Annotated in this window: 25 protein-coding genes and 1 tRNA gene; 22 read left to right on the forward strand and 4 right to left on the reverse strand. The window is 57.1% G+C overall.

Features of this window, described 5'->3' with window-relative positions; all coding sequences use genetic code 11:
* Position 1: 1 nt before the first annotated feature.
* From secG to EAY64_RS18170, 17 genes are all read left to right on the forward strand, one after another.
* Positions 2 to 352, forward strand: a complete 351-nt coding sequence (gene secG, locus EAY64_RS18090; RefSeq protein WP_059284818.1) for a preprotein translocase subunit SecG — start codon at positions 2 to 4, stop codon at positions 350 to 352.
* A gap of 17 nt (positions 353 to 369) precedes the next feature.
* A tRNA-Leu gene (locus EAY64_RS18095) sits at positions 370 to 455 on the forward strand.
* A gap of 91 nt (positions 456 to 546) precedes the next feature.
* Positions 547 to 903: an NADH-quinone oxidoreductase subunit A gene (locus tag EAY64_RS18100; protein WP_059284819.1), complete on the forward strand. Its 357-nt coding sequence runs from the start codon at positions 547 to 549 to the stop codon at positions 901 to 903.
* Positions 894 to 1,370 carry a NuoB/complex I 20 kDa subunit family protein gene (locus EAY64_RS18105; protein ID WP_045847651.1) on the forward strand — a complete coding sequence of 159 codons (477 nt, stop codon included), beginning with the start codon at positions 894 to 896 and terminating at the stop codon, positions 1,368 to 1,370. Before EAY64_RS18100 ends, EAY64_RS18105 begins: the two co-directional genes overlap by 10 nt.
* Positions 1,371 to 1,381: 11 nt before the next feature.
* A complete protein-coding gene (locus EAY64_RS18110; protein WP_103526124.1) occupies positions 1,382 to 1,978 on the forward strand; it encodes an NADH-quinone oxidoreductase subunit C in 597 nt (198 codons plus the stop codon).
* Positions 1,971 to 3,224, forward strand: a complete 1,254-nt coding sequence (locus EAY64_RS18115) for an NADH-quinone oxidoreductase subunit D (RefSeq protein WP_103526125.1) — start codon at positions 1,971 to 1,973, stop codon at positions 3,222 to 3,224. Before EAY64_RS18110 ends, EAY64_RS18115 begins: the two co-directional genes overlap by 8 nt.
* Positions 3,224 to 3,724, forward strand: coding sequence for an NADH-quinone oxidoreductase subunit NuoE (gene nuoE, locus EAY64_RS18120; RefSeq protein ID WP_103526126.1), 501 nt, complete (start codon positions 3,224 to 3,226; stop codon positions 3,722 to 3,724). Before EAY64_RS18115 ends, nuoE begins: the two co-directional genes overlap by 1 nt.
* Positions 3,724 to 5,019: an NADH-quinone oxidoreductase subunit NuoF gene (gene nuoF, locus EAY64_RS18125; protein WP_103526127.1), complete on the forward strand. Its 1,296-nt coding sequence runs from the start codon at positions 3,724 to 3,726 to the stop codon at positions 5,017 to 5,019. Before nuoE ends, nuoF begins: the two co-directional genes overlap by 1 nt.
* Before the next feature lie 3 nt (positions 5,020 to 5,022).
* Positions 5,023 to 7,377: an NADH-quinone oxidoreductase subunit NuoG gene (gene nuoG, locus EAY64_RS18130; protein ID WP_103526128.1), complete on the forward strand. Its 2,355-nt coding sequence runs from the start codon at positions 5,023 to 5,025 to the stop codon at positions 7,375 to 7,377.
* Between the two features lie 3 nt (positions 7,378 to 7,380).
* The gene (nuoH, locus tag EAY64_RS18135; protein WP_103526129.1) at positions 7,381 to 8,427 is read left to right on the forward strand and encodes an NADH-quinone oxidoreductase subunit NuoH; all 1,047 of its coding nucleotides are present in this window, start codon (positions 7,381 to 7,383) and stop codon (positions 8,425 to 8,427) included.
* Positions 8,428 to 8,453: 26 nt separating this feature from the next.
* Positions 8,454 to 8,933: an NADH-quinone oxidoreductase subunit NuoI gene (gene nuoI, locus EAY64_RS18140; RefSeq protein WP_197077215.1), complete on the forward strand. Its 480-nt coding sequence runs from the start codon at positions 8,454 to 8,456 to the stop codon at positions 8,931 to 8,933.
* 9 nt (positions 8,934 to 8,942) lie between these two features.
* Positions 8,943 to 9,587 carry an NADH-quinone oxidoreductase subunit J gene (locus EAY64_RS18145; protein ID WP_103526130.1) on the forward strand — a complete coding sequence of 215 codons (645 nt, stop codon included), beginning with the start codon at positions 8,943 to 8,945 and terminating at the stop codon, positions 9,585 to 9,587.
* A gap of 26 nt (positions 9,588 to 9,613) precedes the next feature.
* On the forward strand, positions 9,614 to 9,919 hold the full coding sequence (gene nuoK / locus EAY64_RS18150; protein WP_045847642.1) for an NADH-quinone oxidoreductase subunit NuoK: 306 nt from the start codon (positions 9,614 to 9,616) through the stop codon (positions 9,917 to 9,919).
* A gap of 35 nt (positions 9,920 to 9,954) precedes the next feature.
* The gene (nuoL, locus tag EAY64_RS18155; protein ID WP_103526131.1) at positions 9,955 to 11,985 is read left to right on the forward strand and encodes an NADH-quinone oxidoreductase subunit L; all 2,031 of its coding nucleotides are present in this window, start codon (positions 9,955 to 9,957) and stop codon (positions 11,983 to 11,985) included.
* A 43-nt stretch (positions 11,986 to 12,028) separates the two neighbouring features.
* Positions 12,029 to 13,525 (forward strand): NADH-quinone oxidoreductase subunit M, encoded by a 1,497-nt coding sequence (locus EAY64_RS18160; protein WP_103526132.1) that lies wholly within the window; start codon positions 12,029 to 12,031, stop codon positions 13,523 to 13,525.
* 18 nt (positions 13,526 to 13,543) lie between these two features.
* Entirely contained in the window at positions 13,544 to 14,998 is a 1,455-nt protein-coding gene (gene nuoN / locus EAY64_RS18165; protein ID WP_103526133.1) for an NADH-quinone oxidoreductase subunit NuoN, read from the forward strand.
* Positions 14,999 to 15,014: 16 nt separating this feature from the next.
* The gene (locus tag EAY64_RS18170; RefSeq protein ID WP_103526134.1) at positions 15,015 to 15,311 is read left to right on the forward strand and encodes a DUF2818 family protein; all 297 of its coding nucleotides are present in this window, start codon (positions 15,015 to 15,017) and stop codon (positions 15,309 to 15,311) included.
* A 215-nt stretch (positions 15,312 to 15,526) separates the two neighbouring features.
* Here the strand turns inward: EAY64_RS18170 and EAY64_RS18175 are convergent, their stop codons facing one another.
* Positions 15,527 to 16,393 carry a lipid A biosynthesis lauroyl acyltransferase gene (locus EAY64_RS18175; RefSeq protein WP_103526135.1) on the reverse strand — a complete coding sequence of 289 codons (867 nt, stop codon included), beginning with the start codon at positions 16,391 to 16,393 and terminating at the stop codon, positions 15,527 to 15,529.
* Positions 16,390 to 17,283 carry a lysophospholipid acyltransferase family protein gene (locus EAY64_RS18180; RefSeq protein ID WP_103526136.1) on the reverse strand — a complete coding sequence of 298 codons (894 nt, stop codon included), beginning with the start codon at positions 17,281 to 17,283 and terminating at the stop codon, positions 16,390 to 16,392. The genes EAY64_RS18175 and EAY64_RS18180 overlap by 4 nt, the downstream gene beginning before the upstream one ends.
* 77 nt (positions 17,284 to 17,360) lie before the next feature.
* Between EAY64_RS18180 and metK the strand changes: the two genes are divergently transcribed.
* Positions 17,361 to 18,530, forward strand: coding sequence for a methionine adenosyltransferase (metK, locus tag EAY64_RS18185; protein WP_059284832.1), 1,170 nt, complete (start codon positions 17,361 to 17,363; stop codon positions 18,528 to 18,530).
* 159 nt (positions 18,531 to 18,689) lie between these two features.
* Here metK and EAY64_RS18190 read toward each other — a convergent pair whose 3' ends face one another.
* Entirely contained in the window at positions 18,690 to 20,000 is a 1,311-nt protein-coding gene (locus tag EAY64_RS18190) for an ammonium transporter (protein WP_103526137.1), read from the reverse strand.
* A gap of 24 nt (positions 20,001 to 20,024) precedes the next feature.
* Positions 20,025 to 20,363 (reverse strand): P-II family nitrogen regulator, encoded by a 339-nt coding sequence (glnK, locus tag EAY64_RS18195; protein ID WP_059284833.1) that lies wholly within the window; start codon positions 20,361 to 20,363, stop codon positions 20,025 to 20,027.
* Positions 20,364 to 20,635: 272 nt separating this feature from the next.
* Between glnK and EAY64_RS18200 the strand changes: the two genes are divergently transcribed.
* The 4 genes from EAY64_RS18200 to EAY64_RS18215 all read left to right on the forward strand — a co-directional run bounded on the left by EAY64_RS18200 (position 20,636) and on the right by EAY64_RS18215 (position 23,905).
* Positions 20,636 to 20,923, forward strand: coding sequence for an accessory factor UbiK family protein (locus EAY64_RS18200; RefSeq protein ID WP_059284834.1), 288 nt, complete (start codon positions 20,636 to 20,638; stop codon positions 20,921 to 20,923).
* 6 nt (positions 20,924 to 20,929) lie between these two features.
* Positions 20,930 to 22,429 carry a YifB family Mg chelatase-like AAA ATPase gene (locus tag EAY64_RS18205; RefSeq protein WP_103526138.1) on the forward strand — a complete coding sequence of 500 codons (1,500 nt, stop codon included), beginning with the start codon at positions 20,930 to 20,932 and terminating at the stop codon, positions 22,427 to 22,429.
* Between the two features lie 73 nt (positions 22,430 to 22,502).
* On the forward strand, positions 22,503 to 23,261 hold the full coding sequence (locus EAY64_RS18210; protein ID WP_103526139.1) for an SPOR domain-containing protein: 759 nt from the start codon (positions 22,503 to 22,505) through the stop codon (positions 23,259 to 23,261).
* Positions 23,262 to 23,287: 26 nt separating this feature from the next.
* The gene (locus EAY64_RS18215; protein ID WP_103526140.1) at positions 23,288 to 23,905 is read left to right on the forward strand and encodes a thiol:disulfide interchange protein DsbA/DsbL; all 618 of its coding nucleotides are present in this window, start codon (positions 23,288 to 23,290) and stop codon (positions 23,903 to 23,905) included.
* The last annotated feature ends 141 nt before the right edge of the window (positions 23,906 to 24,046 follow it).

Raw genomic sequence — 24,046 nt, forward strand, 5'->3', positions numbered from 1 at the left:
TATGGAACTTATTAAGACGCTTATTTGGGTTGTTAACCTGCTCTCCGCAGTGACGATTATCGTCCTTGTCCTCATGCAGCATGGCAAGGGTGCGGATATGGGTGCAGCTTTCGGCAGCGGCGCTTCCGGAAGTCTGTTTGGTGCGTCTGGCTCTGCGAATTTTTTGAGTAGAACCACTGCGATTGCAGCGGTTGTATTCTTCTCCACGAGTCTCACCCTTGTTTATCTGTCGGGGGGCGGAAAAACAGATCTGGGTGTGATGGGTGGCAAGGTTGAACAAGTTGCGCCGCAAATCCCGGTCGGGGCAACCACTGGCAAAGCTTCGGGCACGACGTCTAAAATTCCGGAGTGACAGTAAAGTTATATTGTGCCGACATGGTGAAATTGGTAGACACGCTATCTTGAGGGGGTAGTGGCCGTAGGCTGTGTGAGTTCGAGTCTCACTGTCGGCACCACCATTCAAAAATAGGCCACCGGGATTCCGGTGGCCTATTTTATTTGGAGCCAAGGAGGGTAATTCCTCCTTTTTTTGGGGGTGTACGGGAAATGCTGCAAAATTATTTTCCCATTCTGTTGTTTGTCATCGTCGGATTGTTGGTTGGCGTGGGTCCTATTGTTCTTGGCAAGGTCCTCGCACCCAATCGTCCTGACCCTGAGAAACTCTCTCCTTATGAGTGCGGATTCGAGGCCTTCGAAGATGCACGCATGAAATTTGACGTTCGCTATTACCTCATTGCCATTCTTTTCATTCTGTTCGATCTGGAAATTGCATTTCTGTTTCCCTGGGCTGTGGTCCTGAAAGAACTGGGTGCGTATGGCTTTGGCGTAATGGTGGAATTCCTGGGTGTGTTGACCCTGGGTTTCGTCTACATGTGGAAAAAGGGAGCGCTGGAATGGGAGTAGAAGGTATTCTGGAAAAAGGCTTCGTAACCACGACGGCCGACAAGCTCATCAACTACACCCGTACCGGTTCGCTGTGGCCGATGACCTTTGGTCTGGCCTGCTGTGCTGTGGAAATGATGCACGCTGGTGCCGCACGTTACGATCTGGACCGTTTCGGCATCGTTTTCCGTCCCAGCCCCCGTCAGTCTGACCTGATGATCGTGGCCGGTACGTTGTGCAACAAGATGGCACCAGCACTGCGCAAGGTGTATGACCAGATGGCGGAACCGCGCTGGGTCATCTCCATGGGCTCCTGTGCCAACGGTGGTGGCTATTACCACTATTCCTATTCCGTCGTCCGTGGCTGTGACCGCATCGTGCCGGTCGATGTCTACGTGCCAGGCTGTCCGCCGACTGCCGAAGCACTGCTGTATGGCATCATCCAGTTGCAGAACAAGATCAAACGCACCTCCACCATCGCCCGATAAGGTAAGCACTTATGGCCTCCAAGAAAATGGAAGCATTGGGATCGGTCGTCGAGCGGGTGCTGGGCGACAAGCTTGTTTCAAGCACGCTGGCCCTCGATGAACTGACCATCGTCTGCAAGGCGGCAGATCTGATTGCCGTGGCTACCACGCTGCGTGATCATGCTGAACTTTCTTTCGAACAACTGATTGACCTGTGCGGTATGGACTATAGCGCCTACCGTGACGAGGCTTGGGATGGTCCGCGTTTTGCCGTGGTCTATCACTTGCTGTCGCTCAAGCACAATCTCCGTATCCGTTTGCGTGTATTTGCCGAAGATGACAGCTTCCCGCTGCTCGCCTCGGTCAATCCGGTATGGAATGCCGCCAACTGGTTCGAGCGCGAAGCCTTCGACCTGTTCGGCATCGTGTTTGAAGGTCACCCTGACCTGCGTCGCATCCTGACCGACTATGGCTTTGTCGGCCATCCTTTCCGCAAGGACTTCCCGCTGTCCGGTCATGTAGAAATGCGTTATGACCCGACCCAGCAGCGCGTGATCTACCAGCCGGTCACCATTGAGCCGCGCGAAATCACCCCGCGCATCATTCGTGAGGAGAACTACGGTGGCTGAGATCCGTAACTACACGCTGAACTTCGGTCCCCAGCACCCGGCAGCTCACGGCGTACTGCGTCTGGTACTGGAACTGGATGGTGAAGTCATTCAGCGTGCCGACCCGCATATCGGTCTCCTGCATCGCGGTACCGAAAAACTGGCTGAAAGCAAGACTTTCATCCAGTCTCTGCCGTATATGGATCGTCTCGACTACGTGTCCATGATGTGCAATGAGCACGCTTACTGCCTGGCCATCGAAAAGCTGCTGCAGATTGAAGTGCCGCTGCGCGCGCAATACATCCGTGTGATGTTTGCCGAAATCACCCGTATCCTGAACCACCTGCTGTGGATTGGCGCACACGCCATCGACATCGGCGCCATGACCATGTTCCTGTACGCTTTCCGTGAGCGTGAGGATCTGATGGACTGCTACGAAGCCGTGTCTGGTGCCCGTATGCATGCCGCCTATTTCCGCCCGGGTGGCGTTTACCGTGATCTGCCGGACTCCATGCCGCAGTACACCGTATCCAAGATCAAGAACGCCAAGGAACTGGCGCGCCTGAACGAAGGGCGCAAGGGTTCGATGCTGGACTTCATTGACGACTTCACCAAGCGCTTCCCTGGCTATGTCGACGAATATGAAACCCTGCTGACCGATAACCGTATCTGGAAGCAGCGTACGGTTGGTATTGGCGTAGTCAGCCCGGAACGTGCCAAGAATCTGGGTTTCTCCGGCCCGATGCTGCGTGGCTCCGGCATCGAGTGGGATCTGCGCAAGAAGCAGCCCTACGATGTCTACGACCGCCTGGACTTTGATATTCCGGTGGGCAAGGGTGGCGATAGCTATGATCGCTATCTGGTGCGTGTTGAAGAAATGCGCCAGTCCAACCGCATCATCCAGCAATGTGTTGCCTGGCTGCGTGACAATCCGGGTCCGGTCATCACCGACAACCATAAAGTGGCTCCGCCTTCCCGCGAAGGCATGAAGTCGAATATGGAAGACCTGATCCACCATTTCAAGCTGTTTACCGAAGGCATGCATGTGCCGGAAGGCGAAGCCTACGCCGCGGTAGAACACCCGAAGGGTGAGTTCGGTATCTATCTGGTATCCGATGGCGCCAACAAGCCGTACCGACTGAAAATCCGTGCCCCGGGTTTTGCCCATCTGGCAGCCCTGAATGAAATGGCTACGGGCCACATGATTGCCGACGTGGTGGCCATCATCGGTACCCAGGATATCGTGTTTGGGGAGATCGACCGCTAATGCTATCCGCACAATCACTCGCCGCCATTGACCGCGAAGTCGCCAAGTATCCGGCCGACCAGAAACGCTCGGCGGTCATGGGCGCGCTGCGCATTGCCCTGGTGGAGCGCCGTGAAGCCGGCAAGACACCGGAAGAGCGTTGCCTGAATACCGAGGTGATCGAATTCGTAGCCAACTACCTGCAAATCCCGCCGGTAGCAGCCTACGAAGTTGCCACCTTCTACAATATGTACGACATGAAGCCGGTTGGGCAGTACAAGATTACTGTGTGTACCAACCTGCCCTGTGCCTTGTCCGGTGGCGTGAATGCTGCCGAGTACATCTCCAAGAAGCTGGGCATCGCCATTGGCGAAACCAGTGCTGACGGCAAGTACACCTTGCTGGAAGGGGAGTGCATGGGTGCCTGCGGCGATGCGCCGGTCTTGCTGGTGAACAACCACAAGATGTGCAGCTTCATGACGCCCGAAGCAATCGACAAGAAACTGGCGGAGTTGAACTAATGGCAGTCTTCGTCAATGGTGTGATTTTCGACGGCATCGATACCTCTGCACAGGACTGCTGGAAGCTGGAGGCCTACGTGGCCCGTGGCGGCTACCAGGCCCTGCGTCGCATCATCGAATCCAAGATGGCGCAAGAGGACGTGATTGCCGAAGTGAAAAATTCCGGCTTGCGCGGCCGTGGCGGTGCGGGTTTCCCCACCGGCCTGAAGTGGAGCTTCATGCCGCGCTCCTTCCCGGGCGACAAATACGTGGTGTGCAATACCGACGAGGGTGAACCGGGTACCTTCAAGGACCGCGACATCCTGCGTTTCAATCCGCATGCGCTGATTGAAGGCATGATCATTGCCGGTTACGCCATGGGGACCAAGGCCGGTTACAACTACATCCATGGTGAAATCTTCGAAGAGTACGAGCTGTTCGAAGCCGCACTGGATGAAGCCCGTCAGGCCGGTTTCCTCGGCAACAACATCCTCGGTAGCGACTTCAGCTTCGATCTGTTCGCCCATCATGGGTATGGTGCCTACATCTGTGGTGAGGAAACCGCGCTGCTGGAATCGCTGGAAGGCAAAAAAGGCCAGCCACGTTTCAAGCCACCGTTCCCGGCCAGCTTCGGTCTGTACGGCAAGCCCACCACCATCAACAACACCGAATCCTTTGCTTCCGTGCCCTTCATCATTCGTGATGGTGCGGCGAAGTTCCTGGAAGCGGGCAAGCCGAACAATGGTGGTACCAAGCTGTTCTCCGTGTCGGGCCATGTGAATCGTCCGGGTAACTACGAGATTCCGCTGGGCACGCCGTTCTCGGTACTGCTGGAAATGGCTGGCGGCATGCGTGATGGCAAAAAGCTCAAGGCAGTGATCCCGGGTGGTTCTTCCGCTCCGATCCTGCCCGGCGATGTCATGATGCAATGCACCATGGACTACGACAGCATTGCCAAGGCCGGCTCCATGCTGGGTTCGGGCGCTGTCATCGTGATGAATGAAGATGTGTGTATGGTGAAGGCGCTGGAGCGTCTGGCCTACTTCTATCACGAAGAATCCTGCGGCCAGTGCACGCCGTGCCGTGAAGGCACCGGCTGGCTGTACAAGGTGATCCATCGCATTGCCCAGGGCGAAGGCCGTCCGGGTGATCTGGAGCTCCTGGATTCGGTAGGCAATAACATGGCCGGCCGTACCATCTGTGCACTGGCAGATGCTGCCGTGTTCCCGGTTCGCAGTTTCACCAAGCACTTCCGTAATGAGTTCGAGTACCTGATCGAACACAAGAAGCCCTTGGTGGACCACAAATGGTGTTGAGCGATGCTTGAAATCGAAATCGACGGTAAAAAACTGACTGTCCCGCAAGGCAGTACCGTGATGGATGCCGCCCATTCCGTGGGCACCTACATCCCTCACTTCTGCTACCACAAGAAACTGTCCATCGCGGCCAACTGCCGCATGTGTCTGGTGGAAGTGGAAAAAGCACCCAAGCCGCTGCCCGCCTGCGCTACGCCGGTGACCGACGGCATGAAGGTGCATACCCATTCCGACATGGCCAAGAAGGCGCAAGCCGGCGTGATGGAATTCCTGCTGATCAATCACCCGCTGGATTGCCCGATCTGCGATCAGGGCGGCGAGTGTCAGCTGCAGGATCTGGCCGTAGGCTATGGCAACTCTTCTTCCCGTTATCAGGAAGAAAAGCGCAGCGTAGTCGGCAAGGACATGGGTCCGCTGGTTTCCGCTGAAGAAATGTCGCGCTGCATTCACTGCACCCGCTGCGTGCGCTTCACCGAAGAAATCGGCGGCTTCCAGGAAATTGGCATGGCCAACCGCAGCGAATTCTCGGAAATCATGCCTTATCTCGGCAAGACCGTTAATTCGGAAATCTCCGGCAACGTCATCGACCTCTGCCCGGTGGGCGCACTGACTTCCAAGCCTTTCCGCTACAGCACCCGTGCTTGGGAGCTGTCGCGCCGCAAATCGGTCAGCCCGCACGATGGTCTGGGTTCCAATCTGGTGGTTCAGGTCAAGAGCAACGAAGTGATGCGTGTTCTGCCGCTGGAAAACGAAGCCATCAACGAGTGCTGGATCGCCGACCGCGACCGCTTCTCCTATGAAGGCCTGAACTCGGCTGAGCGTCTGCAAAAGCCGATGATCAAGTTTGACGGCAAGTGGCACGAAACCGACTGGGAAACCGCGCTGGCCTATGTGGTAAAGGGCCTGAACGGCGTATCGGCCGATCACGGCAAGGATGCCATCGGCTTCCTCACCAGCCCGCACTCCACCACTGAAGAACTGTATCTGGCGCAGAAGCTGGCCCGTGCCTTTGGTGTCAACAATATCGACTACCGTCTGCGTCGCAGTGACTTCTCCGCCGATGCCGCCCAGCAGGGTGCGCAGTGGCTGGGTTCCAGCATTGCCGAACTGACTGCCGCCAAGTCCATCCTGGTGGTGGGTAGCACCCAGCGCAAAGAACAACCGCTGCTGGCTTCCCATCTGCGTCAGGCAGTGAAGAAGGGTAGTGCGCTCAATGTGATCCACGTTGCCGGCGATACCCTGCTGACTGCAGTCAATGCCAAGCTGATCGTATCGCCGCTGGCACTGGTCAATGCGCTGGCCCAGGTACTGAAGGCGGTGGTTGAGATCAAGTCCGCTCAGACTGCTGTTGATCTGGCTGCTGTTGTCGTGGGTGCCGAGGCGCAAGCCATCGCTGCCAGCCTGACCGGTGCCGAATCGGCTGCCATCGTGCTGGGCAATGTGGCGCAACACCATCCGGCCTTTGCCCAGCTGCTGAAGCTGGCGCAGGAAATTTCCGCGCTGACTGGTGCACGTTTTGGCCTGTTGGCTGAAGCTGCCAACAGCACCGGTGCCGAGCTGGTGGGTGCCTTGCCGCACCGTGCCGCTTTTGGTGCCGCCGCCACGGCTGGCCTGAACGCCGCTGCGATGATCGCCGCGCCGCGCAAGGCTTACTTCCTGCTGAATACCGAAGTGGAATTCGACAGCTACAATCCGCAAGCTGCCGTGGCCGCCATGAAGCAGGCTGCCACCGTCATCGCACTGACTGCCTACAAAGGCGCAGGTCTGCTGGATTACGCCGATGTGCTGCTGCCGATTGCCCCGTTCTCGGAAACTGCCGGTTCCTTCGTCAATATGGAAGGCAAGCTGCAGTCCTTCAACGGCGTGGTCCGACCACTGGGCGAAACCCGTCCGGCGTGGAAGGTACTGCGTGTGCTGGGCAATATGCTCGGCCTGACCGGCTTCGAGCAGAACAGTGCTGAAGAAGTCCGTGCCGAATTGCTGGCCAAGGGTTCCATTGAGTCCGCCTTCAATAATGCACTGGGCGATGTAGCCATCAATGCAGCCGTGACCACCGGTCTGGTGCGTATCGGTGAAGTGCCGCTGTACCAGGCTGATGCCATCTGCCGCCGTGCCCAGTCGCTGCAGCAGACTGCTGATGCTACTGCACCGGTTGCCCGTGCGCACTCCAGCCTGTTGGCCCGCCTGAATGTGGCCGCCGGCAAGGAAGGCTTGCTACGTCAGGGTTCTGGCGAGCTCAAGGTGCTGGTCGAGGCCGATGACAGCCTGCCGGCTGACACGGTACGTCTGGCAACGGCACATCCGCTGACTGTTGGTCTGGGTGGCATGTTCGATTCCATCGAGCTTACACAGGGGTAAAACATGGAGTTCTTGCAAGGCATTCTCGGTAATGAAGCGGGGCTCACGGTGTGGACCCTGCTCAAGATCATCGCCATCGTGGCGCCGATGATGATTGCTGTCGCGTATCTGACTTACTTTGAACGCAAGGTAATCGGCTACATGCAGATCCGTATCGGCCCCAACCGGGTTGGTCCCTTGGGTCTGCTGCAGCCACTGGCTGACGGCCTGAAGCTGTTGATGAAGGAAATCATTCTGCCGGCGCAGTCCAGCAAGGGCTTGTTCCTGCTGGCTCCGGTGCTGGCCATTGGCCCGGCACTTGCTGCCTGGGCCGTGATTCCCTTCAGTGACACCTTGGTGCTGGCCAATATCAACGCCTCGCTGCTGTACATCCTGGCGCTGTCGTCCATCGGTGTATACGGCATCATCGTCGCCGGCTGGGCCGGTAACTCCAAGTACTCCTTCCTTGGTGCCATGCGTTCCGCGGCCCAGATCGTTTCCTACGAACTGGCCATGGGCTTTGCGCTGGTCGGGGTATTGATGGTGTCCAGCAGCCTGAACCTGGTTGATATCGTCAAGCAGCAGGCTCACGGCATGGCCGGTGGTTCGCTGTTCTCCTGGAACTGGCTGCCGCTGTTCCCGCTGTTCATCGTCTACCTGATCTCCGGCGTTGCTGAAACCAACCGCGCACCGTTTGACGTGGCAGAAGGTGAATCCGAAATCGTGGCCGGTTTCCACGTGGAATACTCCGGCATGGCATTTGCGGTGTTCTTCCTGGCTGAATACGCCAACATGATTCTGGTATCGGCGCTGACTTCCATCCTGTTCCTGGGTGGCTGGCTGTCGCCCTTCCCGGCAAGCTGGGGCCTGCTGGGTGCCGGTGGCTTCTTCTGGCTGGCGGTCAAGATGGCGTTTGTGCTGTTCTGCTTCCTGTGGTTCCGTGCGACTTTCCCGCGTTATCGCTATGACCAGATCATGCGTTTGGGCTGGAAGGTGTTCATCCCGGTCACCCTGGTGTGGATCCTGGTGCTGGGGATCTGGATGATGACCCCGCTGTCGCTGTGGAACTGAGGGGATAGGTAAAGAACATGGATACGATTCGCAACTTTTTCAAAACCTTCCTGCTGGTGGAACTGGTCAAGGGTTTGATGCTGACCGGGCGTTATTTCTTTGCCCGCAAGATCACCGTCCAGTTTCCGGAAGAGAAGACGCCCATTTCCCCGCGCTTCCGTGGCCTGCATGCGCAGCGCCGCTACGCCAACGGCGAAGAGCGTTGCATTGCCTGTAAGTTGTGCGAGGCCGTGTGCCCGGCAATGGCCATATCGATCGAATCGGAGCAGCGTGAAGACGGCACTCGCCGTACTTCCCGCTACGACATCGACCTGACCAAGTGCATCTTCTGCGGTTTCTGCGAAGAAGCCTGCCCTGTGGACGCGATTGTGGAAACACATATCTTTGAATACCACGGTGAAAAACGTGGCGACCTGTACTACACCAAGCCGATGTTGCTGGCGGTTGGCGACAAGTACGAGGCCGAAATCGCTGCCAATAAGGCAGCGGATGCCAAGTACCGCTAAGGGGGCTTCATGAGCATGACTACGGTTATTTTCTACATCCTGTCCGCCATTTTGCTGTTCGCGGCGATACGGGTGGTCACTGCCAAGAACCCGGTTCACGCCGTGTTGTACTTGGTGCTGGCTTTCTTTACCAGTTCGGGCCACTGGCTGCTGCTGCAGTCCGAGTTCCTGGCCATTACCCTGGTGCTGGTCTATGTGGGCGCGGTGATGGTGCTGTTCCTGTTCGTGGTGATGATGCTGGACATCAACGTGGAGAAACTGCGCGAAGGTTTCTGGCGCAATCTCCCGGTGGCCGCCACCGTTGGCCTGATCATGGCCTTCGAAATGGTGCTGATCCTGACCAATCCGCATACCGGCCTGGCCGACTACAAGGCCGGTGCGGCGCTGGCGGCTGATGCCAGCAATGTCAAGGTACTGGGTCGCCAGCTGTATACCACCTACCTGTTGCCCTTCGAACTGGCTGCTGTCGTACTGCTGGTGGCCATGGTGGCTGCCATCGGTCTGACCCAGCGTAGCCGCAAGGACACCAAGGTGGTGGACGCAGCAGATCAGGTCAAGGTTCGCAGTCAGGACCGTGTGCGCATCGTGAAGATGCAAGCCGAAAAAAATGTGGAAGCGGCCGATACTGCCGAGTCCGGTGAGCAACAGGCCTGACGGCCGAACAACATAAGGGAGGAAATGTGCTGACACTAACTCACTTCCTGGTGCTGGCCGCAATCCTGTTTGCCATCAGCGTGCTGGGGATTTTCCTGAACCGGAAGAACCTGATCGTGCTGTTGATGGCCATCGAACTGATGCTGCTGGCAGTGAATTTCAACTTCATTGCCTTCTCGCATTACCTGTCCGATACAGCAGGCCAGATTTTCGTATTCTTCATCCTGACGGTAGCAGCGGCAGAGTCGGCCATTGGTCTGGCCATTCTGGTGGTGCTGTTCCGCAATATGCGGACCATCAACGTTGAAGACCTGGGCAGCCTCAAGGGCTAAGGCAAACCGGTTACCAAACTACAAAGCACACAAGCATGGATATGAAAAGCTTATACCTGCTGATTGCGCTCTCACCACTGGTGGGATCCATCATCGCAGGCTTGTTTGGATGGGCAATCGGCCGCCGCGCTTCTCACGTCGTGACGATTCTCGGCGTGGCAGTCTCGGCAGCCCTGTCCTTCAAGGTACTTTATGCCTTCCTTAGCGGGCAGGCAGAAGTCTTCAACGCGCCGGTCTATACCTGGCTGACTGTCGGTGGCTACGAGTTCTCCGTCGGCTTCCTGGTGGATTCGCTGACGGCAATGATGCTGGTGGTGGTCACCTTCGTGTCGCTGATGGTGCATATCTACACCATCGGCTACATGCAGGAAGATCCGGGCTATCAGCGCTTCTTCAGCTATATCTCGCTGTTTACCTTCTCGATGCTGATGCTGGTGATGAGCAACAACTTCATCCAGCTGTTCTTCGGTTGGGAAGCAGTGGGCCTGGTGTCCTACCTGCTGATCGGTTTCTGGTTCAAGCGTCCGACTGCGATCTACGCCAACCTGAAGGCCTTCCTGGTCAACCGCGTGGGCGACTTCGGTTTCCTGCTGGGTATCGGCCTGGTACTGGCTTACTTCGGCGGTTCGCTGAACTACAGCGATGTATTCGCTGCAGCGCCGGCACTGGCCAGCAAGACCATCCAGATCATCCCGGGCTGTGACTGGTCGCTGCTGACTGTTACCTGCATCCTGCTGTTCATCGGTGCCATGGGTAAGTCGGCTCAGTTCCCGCTGCACGTATGGCTGCCGGACTCGATGGAAGGCCCGACTCCGATCTCCGCGCTGATCCACGCTGCCACCATGGTGACGGCTGGTATCTTCATGGTGTCGCGCATGAGCCCGCTGTTTGAAATGTCCGACACCGCGCTGAACGTGGTGCTGGTCGCTGGCTCCATTACCGCGCTGTTCATGGGCTTCCTTGGTATCGTGCAGAACGACATCAAGCGCGTGGTGGCTTATTCCACCCTGTCGCAGCTGGGTTACATGACAGTTGCCCTGGGTGCTTCGGCCTACCCGGTTGCCATGTTCCACGTAATGACCCACGCCTTCTTCAAGGCCCTGCTGTTCCTTGGCGCCGGTTCCGTCATCATGGGCATGCACCATGATCAGGACATGCGCAATATGGGCGGCCTGCGCAAGTACATGCCGATTACCTGGCTGACTTCGCTGCTGGGTTCGCTGGCGCTGATCGGTACGCCGTTCTTCTCCGGTTTCTATTCCAAAGACTCCATTATTGAAGCGGTACAGCTGTCGCACTTGCCGGCAGCCGGTTTTGCCTACTTCGCCGTGATTGCTGGCGTGTTCGTGACTGCCTTCTACTCCTTCCGCATGTACTTCCTGGTCTTCCATGGCAAGGAACGCTGGATGGAGAAAAAAGATGATCACCATCACGGTCACGATGACCACGACCACCACCATGGTCTGGGTCCGAATGACAAGCCGCATGAATCGCCGTGGGTGGTGACCCTGCCGCTGGTGCTGTTGGCCATTCCGTCGGTACTGGTTGGTTTCTTTGCCATTGAACCGCTGGTTTATGGTTCCTTCTTCAAGGGGGTCATCGCGATTCACAGCGAGGCACACCCGGCACTGGAAGAACTGGCACATGAATTCCACGGCGCCAGCGCCATGGGCATGCATGCCTTTACCTCGCTGCCTTTCCTGCTGGCCCTGGCCGGTGTGGTGACAGCCTGGTTCTTCTATATGAAGGCTCCGCAAATCCCGGCCGCCATCAAGCAGAAGTTCAGCTTCATCAACCAGGTACTGGAAAACAAGTACTACCTGGACGAGCTGTACTATGCCGTGTTTGCCAAGGGCTCGCGCGCCCTGGGTACCTTCTTCTGGAAGGTGGGTGACATGCTGCTGATCGATGGCCTGGTGGTGAATGGTGCAGCCAAGCTGGTGGGAACCTTCTCCAAGCTGGTACGCAAGCTGCAGACCGGTTTCATCTACAGCTACGCCATGACCATGATTATCGGCGTGCTGGCACTGATGACGCTGTGGTTCTCGCAGATCATCCTGCGCTAAGGCCCAGACCTCTGGAATTGGAATAACTACTTAGGTTTTGACTATGTTCACAAATCAGTTAAGTCTGGTGATCTGGGCCCCCATCGTGGCCGGGTTGCTGGTGCTGGCTACGGGAGGAGACCAACGGGCCAACCTGGCCCGCTGGCTGGCAGTAGCCGGTGCCTTGATCGGTTTCCTGCTGTCTCTGCCGCTGTTTACCGGCTTCGACAACCTGAACGGCGGCATGCAGTTCGAGGAAGTGAAGCCGTGGATTGCCTCCTTTGGCATCCAGTACCACCTGGGCGTGGACGGCATATCCATGCTGTTCGTCATCCTCAACAGCTTTACCACCCTGATGGTGGTACTGGCTGGCTGGCAGGTGATCCAGAAGCGCCCGGCGCAGTACATGGCCGCCTTCCTGATCATGTCCGGCCTGATCAACGGTGCCTTTGCCGCACTGGATGCCATCCTGTTCTATGTCTTCTTTGAAGGCATGCTGATCCCGATGTATCTCATCATCGGTGTCTGGGGTGGTCCGCGCCGTGTGTATGCGTCCTTCAAGTTCTTCCTGTACACCCTGCTCGGCTCGCTGCTGATGCTGGTGGCCTTGATCTACCTGTACTTCCAGGCTGGCAAGACCTTCGACATCCAGGCTTTCCAGGCAATTGCCAAGATTCCGCTGAACGTGCAGATCCTGCTGTTCATCGCCTTCTTCCTGTCGTTTGCGGTGAAGGTGCCGATGTGGCCGGTCCACACCTGGTTGCCTGATGCCCACGTGGAAGCGCCGACCGGCGGTTCCATGGTGCTGGCTGCCATCACCCTGAAGATTGGTGCCTACGGTTTCCTGCGGTTTGCTCTCCCCATCCTGCCGGATGCCGCACGCGAACTGTCGTGGATCATGGTGGCACTGTCGCTGGTAGCTGTTGTGTATATCGGTCTGGTAGCGCTGGTGCAGAGCGACATGAAGAAACTGGTGGCTTACTCCTCCATTTCCCACATGGGTTTTGTTACCCTCGGTCTGTTCATGTTCACCGGTTCGCACCTGAACCAGTGGGCCGTGGAAGGTGCGTTGGTGCAGATGGTGTCGCACGGCTTTGTTTCCGCCGGCATGTTCTTCTGCATCGGTGTGATGTATGACCGTGTACACAGCCGCAACATTGCCGATTACGGTGGTGTGGCCAACAAAATGCCGATCTTTGCTGCCTTCATGATGCTGTTTGCCATGGCCAACTCCGGTTTGCCGGCGACTTCCGGCTTTGCTGGTGAATTCATGGTGATCATGGGTGCGGTTCAGGTGAACTTCTGGTATGCCGCCCTGGCTGCCACCACCCTGATCTTCGGCGCTGCCTACACCCTGTGGATGTACAAGCGGGTGATCTTTGGTGAGGTGAGCAATCACCATGTGGAAGAAATGGCTGATGTGAACAAACGCGAATTCCTGGTGCTGGCCGTGTTGGCCATTGCAGTGCTGGGCATGGGTCTGTACCCGCAAGGCTTCGTCGAAAAGATGCACCTGTCGGTGAATGACCTGATTGCGCATGTTGCGCAGACCAAGCTCTAAGGCCATAAGGAAAACATAATGAATTGGGCTGATCTGAACCTGATGCCTGCCTTGCCCGAACTGTTCATGTCCGTGGCAATACTGGTCATCCTCATGCTCGATGCTTTCATTTCGGATGCAAAGCGCGGCCTGCATTACGGTCTGGCCTTGCTGACGCTGGCAGGCTGTGCGGTATTGCAGGTACAAACCTATTCGGCCGTACCGGTACATACCTTCTCTGGCATGTTTGTCAGCGATGCCTTGTCCAGTCTGGTAAAACTGGCCATGTATGGCAGCACCGCCATGGTGCTGGTGTACAGCCGTCAGTACATTGCCGACCGCGGTCTGCTGCGTGGCGAGTTCTTCTCCCTGGCGCTGTTTGCCCTGCTGGGGATGAACATCATGGTGTCGGCTTCACATTTCCTGTCGCTCTACATGGGCCTGGAACTGCTGTCGCTGTCGCTGTACTCGCTGATCGCCTTGCAACGTGATGAAGTGAAGGCAACCGAAGCTGCCATGAAATACTTCGTACTGGGCGCGCTGGCCTCCGGCCTGCTGCTGTACGGTATTTCCATGATCTACGGTGCCACCGGCACGCTGGACCTGGCCTTGGTGGCCAAGGCCATCAAGCTGCATACCGCCAATGACATGCTGCTGGTGTTCGGCCTGGTGTTCATTGTGGCTGGCCTGTGCTTCAAGCTTGGCACGGTCCCCTTCCACATGTGGGTACCGGATGTGTACCAGGGTTCGGCCACTGCCGTGACCCTGATGGTGGGTGCTGCGCCCAAACTGGCCGCTTTTGTCTTCGTGCTGCGCATCCTGGTGCAGGGCATGGAGGCCATGGTGGCGGACTGGCAAGCGATGCTGGCACTGGTTGCCGTACTGTCGATGGCCATCGGTAACATCACCGCCATTGCCCAGACCAATATCAAGCGCATGCTGGCTTACTCCACCATCTCGCACATGGGCTTCCTGCTGCTCGGCCTGCTGGCTGGTACGCCGGATGGCTATGCCGCTGCACTGTTCTACTCGCTGATCTACGTGCTGATGTCCATGGTGAGCTTCGGCATCCTGCTGGGTCTGTCCCGTGCCGGTTTCGAATGTGAAACCCTGGACGATCTGAAGGGTCTGAACAGCCGCAACAGCTGGTATGCCCTGCTGATGCTGCTGACCATGTTCTCCATGGCCGGTGTGCCGCCGCTGGCAGGTTTCTACGCCAAGTTCGCCGTGATCAAGGCGATCGTGGACATTCACCTGTACTGGCTGGCCATCATTGCCGTGATGATGTCGCTGATCGGCGCCTTCTACTACCTGCGTGTCGTGAAGAACATCTACTTTGATGAAGCCCAGGACACCTCGGCCATCGTGATGCGTGCCGACATGAAGCTGGTGCTGTCCATCAATGCCGTGGCATTGCTGGTGCTGGGCATGCTGCCGGAGCGTGTGATCGAATTGTGCATTCAGGCGATGAAGCAGTCGCTCACCGTTATCTGATAGGAAAGCTGCCAGCATGCAAGCCAGTGTTGCTACTTTGTTGATTGTCGCCTTTGTGGCAGCCAATCTGCCCTTCCTGACCCAGCGTCTGGGAGGCGTCATCCGCATGAGTAACAAGCACTTCGGCTGGCGCTTGCTGGAACTGCTGGTGCTGTTTGTGCTGGTCGGTGTGTTTGCGCGCTTTCTGGAAGCGCGGCAGATGCCGGTCCAGCCGCAGCACTGGCAGTTTTACGTGACGACGGTAGCCTTGTTTCTGGTGTTTGCCTTTCCGGGGTTTGTCTATCAGACCTTCTGGAAGAAACGCAGCAGTTAACAAGAACGGTTTTGCAGAACAACCCGGCCCTGGCCGGGTTTTTTATTGTGCAAGTGATGGCCTGCTGCTGTAGTCAGCTGATTGGCCCACAGTGGCAGCCCGCTGTCTGCGGGACCGGCAGGAAATATCCGCAGGACATGGCTCTGCGATGGACAAGAAAAACCCGGCATGAAGCCGGGCTGTCTGTCATCAAGCAAGTCTGCTGTATCGCCGCATCAATAGATGCGCTCCTCGCCTTCCGGGCGGGTCTTGAAGCGTTTGTGCAGCCAGAAATACTGGCTGGGTATCTCGCGGATGCGCTCTTCCAGAAAGGCATTCATGCGGCGGGTATCGGCCACGACATCCTCCGTCGGGTAATTCTCCCATGCCGGATAAAATTCCAGCTCAAAGCGATTACCCACGCGGCGTGCAATCAAGGGCACCACGCGCGCCTTGGCCAGCTTGCTGATGCGCGACAAACCGGTAATGGTCGCCGCGTCCTTTTCAAAGAATTTCACGAAGACCGAGTCGCGGGCACCAAAATCCTGATCCGGCAGATAAAGGAAGGGAGTGTGCTCCTTGCGCATGGCCTTGATGATGGAGCGCAGGCCTTCGTTGCGCGGCACGATGTAGCAGTTGTCATAGCGCTGGCGGCCAGCATAGATCTGCGCGTCCAGGGTGTCGTTTTTCTGCTGTGAATATACACTGACCAGCGGCAACACCTGATTGAGCGCAAACACGCACATTTCAAAGCCGACAAAGTGCGGGTAGAACAGGATCACATCCTCGCCCTTGGCACGCAGCTCTTCCACGATATGCAGATTCTTGATGGTGACCAGCTTGCGAATGCGCTCGGCCGAGCTCCACCAGGCCACGCCATACTCCAGTGCCAGCCGGATCATGAAACCGAAATTGGCCTTGACCAGCTTGATCCGCTCGGCTTCCGTCATCTGCGGGAAACACAGCCGCAGATTGGTCAACCCAACCTTGCGGCGATCTGTTGCCAAGTGGTAAGCGACCAGGCCAATGGCATCAGCCAGCAGGCCAATGGCCCACATGGGCAGCAGGCGAATCAGCCATAACAGGGCAAAAGCGATCTTCATGGGTTTCCTTGCAGATGGTCTGGCGGAGTGACGCCGGCCGGACATTTGTAACGGTTGTAGCTCCACAGGTATTGGCTGGGGAAGCGGCGGATCAGGTTTTCCACAGTGTGGTTGAGCAAGGCACAGTCGGCATCCTTGTCCCCGCTGAAAGGCTGCGGCATGGACTCGATATGCACGACAAAGCCCTCACCGTGTGGCAGGCGTTCGCCGACAAAGAACAACACCTCCACACCGCTCACCTGTGCCAGACGCGGCACCAGACTCATGGTGTAGGCCGGCTTGCCAAAAAATGGCGCCCACACTCCCTCGCCATTACCGGGTACCTGGTCGGGCAGGATGATGGTTGCCTCGCCCGACTTGAGTGCCTTCATCAGGATTCTGACGCCTGCACCGGTGGCCGGCGCAGTCTTGCCTTTGCCCCTGGCCCGACCTGCCTGCATCACCGGCTCCAGCCAGCTCAGCTTGGGAGGACGATACATGGCGGTGAGCGGGAAGGGCAGGCGCGAGCTGATATAGCGACCAGCAATATCGTAGCTACCCAGGTGCGGAGTAACGAACACGATGCCGTGACCCGCCTGCAGGGCAGCTTCCACGTGCTGCCAGCCATGGCATGCCTTGACCAGCGCAGCGATGTCTTCCGGTTCGCGACACCAGGCAATGGACAATTCCAATGCACCTTTGCCGGTTTCTCGTGCGGATTGTTTGACTAGTCCTTGTAAAACCTGATAATTTTCACAGATTTTACTCGACGCCAGATTATCTCTCATCCTTTGCGCATAGCGCGGGGAGGCGAGATAAGTTAGCCGCCCCAGTATGGCGCCGAGACTTTGCAGCCACGACAGCGGCAAACGCGCCAGCAAGGACAACATGAGTTGGACCAGCTTGGACATGGTTTCGTCAGTGGTGATCGTAAAGCGGCCTATTTTATCATCACACTGTTTTGCTTTATTCGGGAATCAACAAACAAATGAGCGAATATCTGTTTACGTCGGAGTCGGTATCGGAAGGCCATCCGGACAAAGTCGCCGACCAAATCTCTGATGCCATCCTCGATGCCATCCTGCGCGAAGACAAATACGCTCGCGTTGCTGCCGAAACACTGGTGAATACCGGTCTGGTAGTACTGGCCGGCGAGATCACCACTTCGGCCAATATCGACTACATCAAGGTCGCACGCGAAACCATCAAGCGCATCGGCTACGACAACTCCGAACTGGGCTTCGACTACCACGGTTGCGCGGTCATGGCCTGCTATGACAAGCAGTCGCAAGACATCGCCCAGGGCGTTAACGAAGGTGAAGGCCTGGACCTGAACCAGGGCGCTGGCGACCAGGGCCTGATGTTCGGCTACGCCTGCGACGAAACCCCGACGCTGATGCCTTTCCCCATCTATTACGCACACCGTCTGGTACAACGCCAGGCCGAGCTGCGCAAGGATGGCCGCCTGCCGTGGCTGCGTCCGGATGCCAAGAGCCAGATCACTTGCGTCTACGACGGTGAAACCGGTCTGCCCAAGCGCATCGACACCGTGGTGCTGTCTACCCAGCACAGCCCGGAAATCGATCACAAGACGCTGACCGAAGCTGTCATCGAAGACATCATCAAACCGGTGCTGCCGCCGGAAATGCTGACTGCCGAAACCAAGTACCTGGTCAACCCGACCGGCCGCTTTGTCATTGGCGGCCCGATGGGCGATTGCGGCCTGACCGGCCGCAAGATCATTGTCGATACCTACGGCGGTGCAGCCCCGCACGGTGGTGGTGCCTTCTCCGGCAAGGATCCGTCCAAGGTAGACCGTTCGGCCGCCTATGCCGGTCGTTACGTGGCCAAGAACATCGTGGCCGCCGGCCTGGCACGCCAGTGCCAGATCCAGGTCTCCTACGCCATTGGCGTAGCCGAGCCGACCTCGATTGCGGTGGATACCTTCGGCACCAACAAGATCCCGAACGAAAAGATCGTGGAACTGGTGAAAAAACACTTCGACCTGCGTCCGAAAGGCATCATCCAGATGCTGGACCTGCTGCGTCCGATTTACGGTAAAACCGCTGCTTACGGCCACTTTGGCCGTGAAGAGCCGGAATTCACCTGGGAACGCACCGACAAGGTCGAGGCCCTGCGCGCAGACGCTGGTCTGTAAACAGTTAGCCACACCAAGCAAGACAACAGCACCGGATGAAAATCCGGTGCTTTTTTTTGCACTAAAACAGAACATGGGCTGCATGGCAGACAAAAAAAGAGGGCGCCGAAGCGCCCCTAAGTCCCTTACCACAACAAGTAGATCAGTATCAGTCTGCTGTTATTCCACACGTTCGCCATGCAGAACCACGTCCAGGCCTTCACGTTCTTCATCTTCGGCCACACGCAGACCCACTACCAGATCAATCACTTTGAGCAGGACGAAGGTGATGATGGCGCAGTACACCACGGTTACGCCTACACCCAGCGCCTGTGTTGCCAGGCTGCCTTCAGATCCGCCAATGCTCTTTACCGCGAATACCCCGGTCAGCAGGGCACCAACGATACCGCCAACACCGTGTACACCGAAAGCATCCAGCGAGTCGTCATAGCCCAGCATGTGTTTCAGGCCAGTGGCACCCCAGAAGCAGACCACACCGGCTACTGCACCGATGATCAGCGCACCTTTCACATCCACGAAACCTGCAGCCGGCGTGATGGCTACCAGACCAGCAACGGCACCAGAGGCAATACCCAGTACCGACGGCTTTTTCTTGTGAATCCATTCAGCAAAGGTCCAGGCCAGCGCTGCGATACCCGTGGCAACCTGTGTGGTCACCATGGCCATACCGGCACGACCGTCGGCAGCACCAGCAGAACCAGCGTTGAAGCCAAACCAGCCCACCCACAGCATGGAAGCACCAATCAGGGTCAGAATAAGGTTGTGCGGCGGCATGGCTTCCTTGCCAAAACCCACACGCTTGCCCATGACCAGGGCGCAGATCAGGCCGGCAATACCAGCGTTGATATGTACGACCGTACCACCGGCAAAGTCCAGTACGCCCTTGTCAGCCATCCAGCCGCCCGGAGCCCATACCCAGTGAGCAACCGGTACGTAAACCAGCAATGACCACAGCGCGGTGAAGATCAGCAGGGCAGAAAACTTCATGCGTTCGGCAAAAGCACCGGTGATCAGCGCCGGAGTAATAATGGCGAAGGTCATCTGGAACATCATGAATACCGACTCCGGGATGGTTCCGGCCGACGGGTGCACTGCAACCTTCTTGGTGTCGGCCAGATAGTCCATGCCACTGAGCAGGAAGCGGCTCAGATCACCCAGATAAGGGCTACCCACGGTAAAGGCCAGGCTGTAGCCGATGACGGCCCACAGCACGGTCACCAGCGCGGTGATGGCAAAGCTTTGCATCAGTGTGGCCAGCACGTTTTTCTTGCGGACCATGCCGCCGTAGAACAGTGCCAGACCCGGAATGGTCATGAACAGCACCAGCGCGGTGGAAGTCAGCATCCATGCGGTATCGCCGGAGTTGATGACCTTGAAATCGGCCATGGCCGGGCCGGCCGGCGCATCCGCCAGGACCGGGAGGGCCAGCGCCAGCAGGCCGGTACCCAATGCAGCAAGTTTTTTATTCATTTCATTTCCCCTGTTGAGCGTGGCTTAAACCGCGTCGATACCGGTTTCCCCGGTCCGGATCCGCACGATTTGTTCAAGGTCGAAGACAAAAATCTTGCCATCACCGATTTTGCCGGTGCGTGCCGATTTCTCGATCGCCTCAACCACCTGGTCGAGCAGACTGTCATCGATGGCGATTTCCAGTTTTACCTTCGGCAGAAAGTCCACGACATACTCGGCACCGCGATACAGTTCGGTGTGGCCTTTCTGACGACCAAAGCCTTTTACTTCCGTGACGGTAATGCCTTGTACGCCGATGGCGGATAGCGCTTCACGTACTTCATCAAGCTTGAACGGCTTGATCACGGCGGTGACCAGTTTCATGTTCACTCCTTTGTAATGGACCCAGATGTGTATTTGCCTTGCTGATTCAGGTCATTGCACAAACCGTGCCAGCTTGTTATCTGACGATTAGCTAAGAAATTTCTTTGCAATAACGACCATTTACCAAGGAAAACTCGGCATTGGCACCATGGCGGAGCATTTATCATAAATAGACCGCACCGCTTTGGTGCGCCAGGGCAAAACTGCAGTGAGAGAGGGATTTTGCTAAACTCAACACAGATCATCGAACCCACCGTCCAAGGAGAGCTGAAATGTTGAGTCAGAAATTGTTTGAGGAAATCAGCGCCAAGATCAGCGATACCATTGCCGCCAGCCCGGCCAAGGATATCGAAAAGAACATCAAGGCCATGATGGCATCGACCTTTTCCCGTATGGATCTGGTGACCCGGGAAGAGTTTGACGTCCAGCAAGAAGTATTGGTCCGTACCCGCGAGAAGCTGACTGCACTGGAAGCGCGACTGGCTCGGCTGGAAAACCAGCTTTTCCCAGAAGAAGCCCAAGCTAAGACCGAAGCTCAGGCCGAACTGGGTCACTCCTGACCGACGATGGCGCTTGCCGTTGTCGCAAGTCGCGCACTGGCGGGCCTGCAGGCACCGGAAGTCGCGGTCGAGGTACACCTCGCCAACGGGCTGCCGCAGTTCACCATCGTTGGGCTGCCGGATACCGAGGTGAAGGAGAGTCGAGACCGCGTGCGAGCTGCCATCATCAATTCCGGTTTTGAATTTCCCGCTCGGCGCATTACCGTCAATCTGGCACCGGCCGACCTGCCCAAGGATTCCGGCCGTTTCGACCTTCCCATTGCCATTGGTATTCTGGCAGCTGCCGGTCAGTTGCAGTGCCCGCAGCTGTCTGACTATGAGTTTGCCGGCGAGTTGGCACTCAGCGGACAGTTACGAGACATCCGCGGCGCATTGGCCATGGCCTGCCAGACCAGTCAGGCTGGCCGGATGTTTTTCTTGCCGCATAACAGTGCGGTGGAGGCCGCGCTGGTGTTGTCGGGTAGGGTGTATGCTGCCGACAGCCTGTTGCAGGTTTGCGGCCATCTCAATGGTGTGCAGCTGTGTGAGCCCCTTCTGGTCAACCAGAACAGCGTCAGCCCCGTTTATCCTGATCTGGCTGATGTAAAAGGCCAGCTCGCCGCGCGTCATGCGCTGGAAATCGCAGCTGCCGGCGGGCATAGCTTGTTACTGGTGGGGCCTCCTGGAACGGGTAAGTCCATGCTGGCATCCCGCCTGCCAGGCATTTTGCCTGTCATGGATGATCAGCAGGCCTTGGAAACTGCGGCCATCCAGTCGCTGGGCTCACAGGGCTTTCACACGGCACAGTGGCGGCAGCGACCCTATCGTGCGCCGCATCATACGGCCTCGGCTGTAGCCTTGGTTGGTGGTGGGTCTGATCCCCGTCCGGGGGAAATCAGCCTGGCGCATCACGGGGTGTTGTTTCTGGATGAGTTGCCCGAATTCGAACGCAAAGTGCTGGAAGTATTGCGTGAACCTTTGGAGTCGCAGGTAATCCATATTTCCCGTGCCGCCCGACAAGCGACCTTCCCGGCAGATTTTCAGCTGATCGCGGCCATGAATCCCTGCCCCTGTGGTTATCTGGGGCAGCCATCAGGTCGTTGCCAGTGCACCCCGGAGCAGATTGCTCGCTATGCCGGTAAATTGTCCGGTCCCTTGCTGGATCGCATCGACATGCACGTACAAGTGGCCAATCTCAGCGCGGCGGAGCTAACCAGTGACCACCCGGCCGAGGCCAGTAGCAGTATTCGCCTGCGCGTACAGCAAGCAAGAGACCGTCAGTTGCATAGACAAGGCTGTTGTAATGCCCGCCTGGCAGGGGCAGAGCTTGAGCGTCATCTGCATGCCAGTGCTGACGTCCTCGGTTTGCTGGCGCAGGCGCTGGATCGTCTTGGCTTGTCCGCCAGAAGCTATCATCGGATACTGCGCATTGCGCGCACCGTGGCAGATATGGAGGGCAGTGTGCGGCTGGGGCGACAGCATATGCTGCAGGCCATTCAACTGCGACGCAGCGGATTGACCTTATAATGCCGTGAAATATATTTTCACCGGGTTTTAATAGATAATGAGCGGATTGACTGCATGGAAATGGTAGTAGTACATGGCTAATCGTGATGTGAAGAATTCGTCGCGTTCATCGTCCTCAGGGCGAGCGCGCACTACCGGCAAAAGCGGCGGCGGTGGCATGGTGGCAGGTATTGTCATCGGCCTGATTGTCGGTGTTGCCGTTGCCGTTGGCCTGGCGATGTATTTGAATCGTTCCGCCACTCCTTTCTCCAACCTGGAAAAGCTGGATCACAAGAATGCATCTACAGCCGCCTCGGCTCCGTCGACCGAGCTACTGGAGCCCGGCACCAAGATCGCCGATGTACAGCCTGCGGCGCCAGTAGCCTCGGCACCGGCCAAAGTCGAAGCTGTGCCAGCACCTCCCATGCCCGCCGAAGTGCCGCCCCCGGCGTCAACGCCTCCAGCCGCCAAGAGCAAGCCGGCTGCTCCGGCTGCCAACAGCAGCAAGGATGAACAGCGATTCGATTTCTACAAGATCCTGCCGGGTCAGGTAGATGCCGTACCCGCAGATGGTAAAACCAGTGGCAAGGATCGGGAACCTTCAACGGCCGCTCCGGCCAAAAAGGTCTACCTGCAACTGGGCTCTTTCCAGAATGAAAACGAGGCCGACAACCTCAAGGCCAAGCTGGCCTTGCTGGGTGTGGAAGCCAAAATCCAGTCCGTGTCGCTGGCTGACAAGGGAATGGTGCATCGGGTGAGAGTAGGTCCGCTCAGCAAGCAAGAAGATGTGGACCGGATTCGTTCCCAGCTCAAGCAGGATGGGATCAATGCTGCCGTGGTCAAGGCAGAGTGAACGTCGTAGCGTTTAAAGGACAAAAAATGAAAAAGTGGTTGATGATGGGCTTGCTGCTGCTGAGTGGTGCTGCCAGTGCAGCGTCCGAGCTGGGTAAGGACTACATGCTGATGAGCAAACCGCAGCCAGTAGCGAACCCTAAGAAAGTCGAAGTCATCGAATTCTTCTCCTATACCTGCATTCATTGTTTCCATCTTGACCCGCTGATCACCGCCTGGGAAAAGAAAAAACCAGCGTATGTGGATTATCGCCGTGAGCAGATTGTCTGGCAGAAACCGATGGAGGGCTTTGCCCGACTGTTTGCCACGCTGAATGTGACCGGCTCGATGGAAAAGCTCAACAGCCCGGTGTTTGATGCAGTCATGCAGAAGAAAATCAACCTGGCTGACCCGGCGATCTTGAGTGACTGGCTGAAAAAGCAGCCTGGAGTGAATGTCAGCAAATTCATGCAGACCTACAACTCCTTCGGCATTAACAGTCAGGTAGCTCGTGCCAGCCAGATCACCCGTGCATACAATATCGAAGGGACGCCAACCATCGTGGTCAATGGCAAATATGCACTGGCACCAGCAACACCGGAGCGCCTGATCGAAGTGATGAATGATGTGATTGCCAAGGCCAAGGCTGAGAGCAATATCAAATAAGCTTGGTATATGCAGGGGCGTCTGTGTGCTTGATTAACTAATTTTACTCAAGTGCTTGACGTCGCCTTGTGAGTGCGGTAAGATGCATTTCTCTGACGCGGGGTGGAGCAGTCTGGTAGCTCGTCGGGCTCATAACCCGAA

The sequence above is a fragment of the Aquitalea palustris genome (genome assembly GCF_003693445.1).
Taxonomy (GTDB): domain Bacteria; phylum Pseudomonadota; class Gammaproteobacteria; order Burkholderiales; family Chromobacteriaceae; genus Aquitalea; species Aquitalea palustris.

Bases quoted from the DNA above. Each gene is read 5' to 3' on its own strand.
- EAY64_RS18210 (WP_103526139.1), top strand. From the start codon at position 22,503: ATGGCTAATCGTGATGTGAAGAATTCGTCGCGTTCATCGTCCTCAGGG.
- EAY64_RS18170 (WP_103526134.1), top strand. From the start codon at position 15,015: ATGCAAGCCAGTGTTGCTACTTTGTTGATTGTCGCCTTTGTGGCAGCC.
- EAY64_RS18145 (WP_103526130.1), top strand. From the start codon at position 8,943: ATGAGCATGACTACGGTTATTTTCTACATCCTGTCCGCCATTTTGCTG.
- EAY64_RS18190 (WP_103526137.1), bottom strand. From the start codon at position 20,000: ATGAATAAAAAACTTGCTGCATTGGGTACCGGCCTGCTGGCGCTGGCC.
- EAY64_RS18105 (WP_045847651.1), top strand. From the start codon at position 894: ATGGGAGTAGAAGGTATTCTGGAAAAAGGCTTCGTAACCACGACGGCC.
- nuoH (WP_103526129.1), top strand. From the start codon at position 7,381: ATGGAGTTCTTGCAAGGCATTCTCGGTAATGAAGCGGGGCTCACGGTG.
- nuoE (WP_103526126.1), top strand. From the start codon at position 3,224: ATGCTATCCGCACAATCACTCGCCGCCATTGACCGCGAAGTCGCCAAG.
- EAY64_RS18110 (WP_103526124.1), top strand. From the start codon at position 1,382: ATGGCCTCCAAGAAAATGGAAGCATTGGGATCGGTCGTCGAGCGGGTG.
- metK (WP_059284832.1), top strand. From the start codon at position 17,361: ATGAGCGAATATCTGTTTACGTCGGAGTCGGTATCGGAAGGCCATCCG.
- glnK (WP_059284833.1), bottom strand. From the start codon at position 20,363: ATGAAACTGGTCACCGCCGTGATCAAGCCGTTCAAGCTTGATGAAGTA.
- nuoF (WP_103526127.1), top strand. From the start codon at position 3,724: ATGGCAGTCTTCGTCAATGGTGTGATTTTCGACGGCATCGATACCTCT.
- EAY64_RS18205 (WP_103526138.1), top strand. From the start codon at position 20,930: ATGGCGCTTGCCGTTGTCGCAAGTCGCGCACTGGCGGGCCTGCAGGCA.
- EAY64_RS18200 (WP_059284834.1), top strand. From the start codon at position 20,636: ATGTTGAGTCAGAAATTGTTTGAGGAAATCAGCGCCAAGATCAGCGAT.
- nuoN (WP_103526133.1), top strand. From the start codon at position 13,544: ATGAATTGGGCTGATCTGAACCTGATGCCTGCCTTGCCCGAACTGTTC.
- EAY64_RS18180 (WP_103526136.1), bottom strand. From the start codon at position 17,283: ATGTCCAAGCTGGTCCAACTCATGTTGTCCTTGCTGGCGCGTTTGCCG.
- EAY64_RS18215 (WP_103526140.1), top strand. From the start codon at position 23,288: ATGAAAAAGTGGTTGATGATGGGCTTGCTGCTGCTGAGTGGTGCTGCC.
- nuoL (WP_103526131.1), top strand. From the start codon at position 9,955: ATGGATATGAAAAGCTTATACCTGCTGATTGCGCTCTCACCACTGGTG.
- secG (WP_059284818.1), top strand. From the start codon at position 2: ATGGAACTTATTAAGACGCTTATTTGGGTTGTTAACCTGCTCTCCGCA.
- nuoG (WP_103526128.1), top strand. From the start codon at position 5,023: ATGCTTGAAATCGAAATCGACGGTAAAAAACTGACTGTCCCGCAAGGC.
- EAY64_RS18100 (WP_059284819.1), top strand. From the start codon at position 547: ATGCTGCAAAATTATTTTCCCATTCTGTTGTTTGTCATCGTCGGATTG.
- EAY64_RS18160 (WP_103526132.1), top strand. From the start codon at position 12,029: ATGTTCACAAATCAGTTAAGTCTGGTGATCTGGGCCCCCATCGTGGCC.
- EAY64_RS18175 (WP_103526135.1), bottom strand. From the start codon at position 16,393: ATGAAGATCGCTTTTGCCCTGTTATGGCTGATTCGCCTGCTGCCCATG.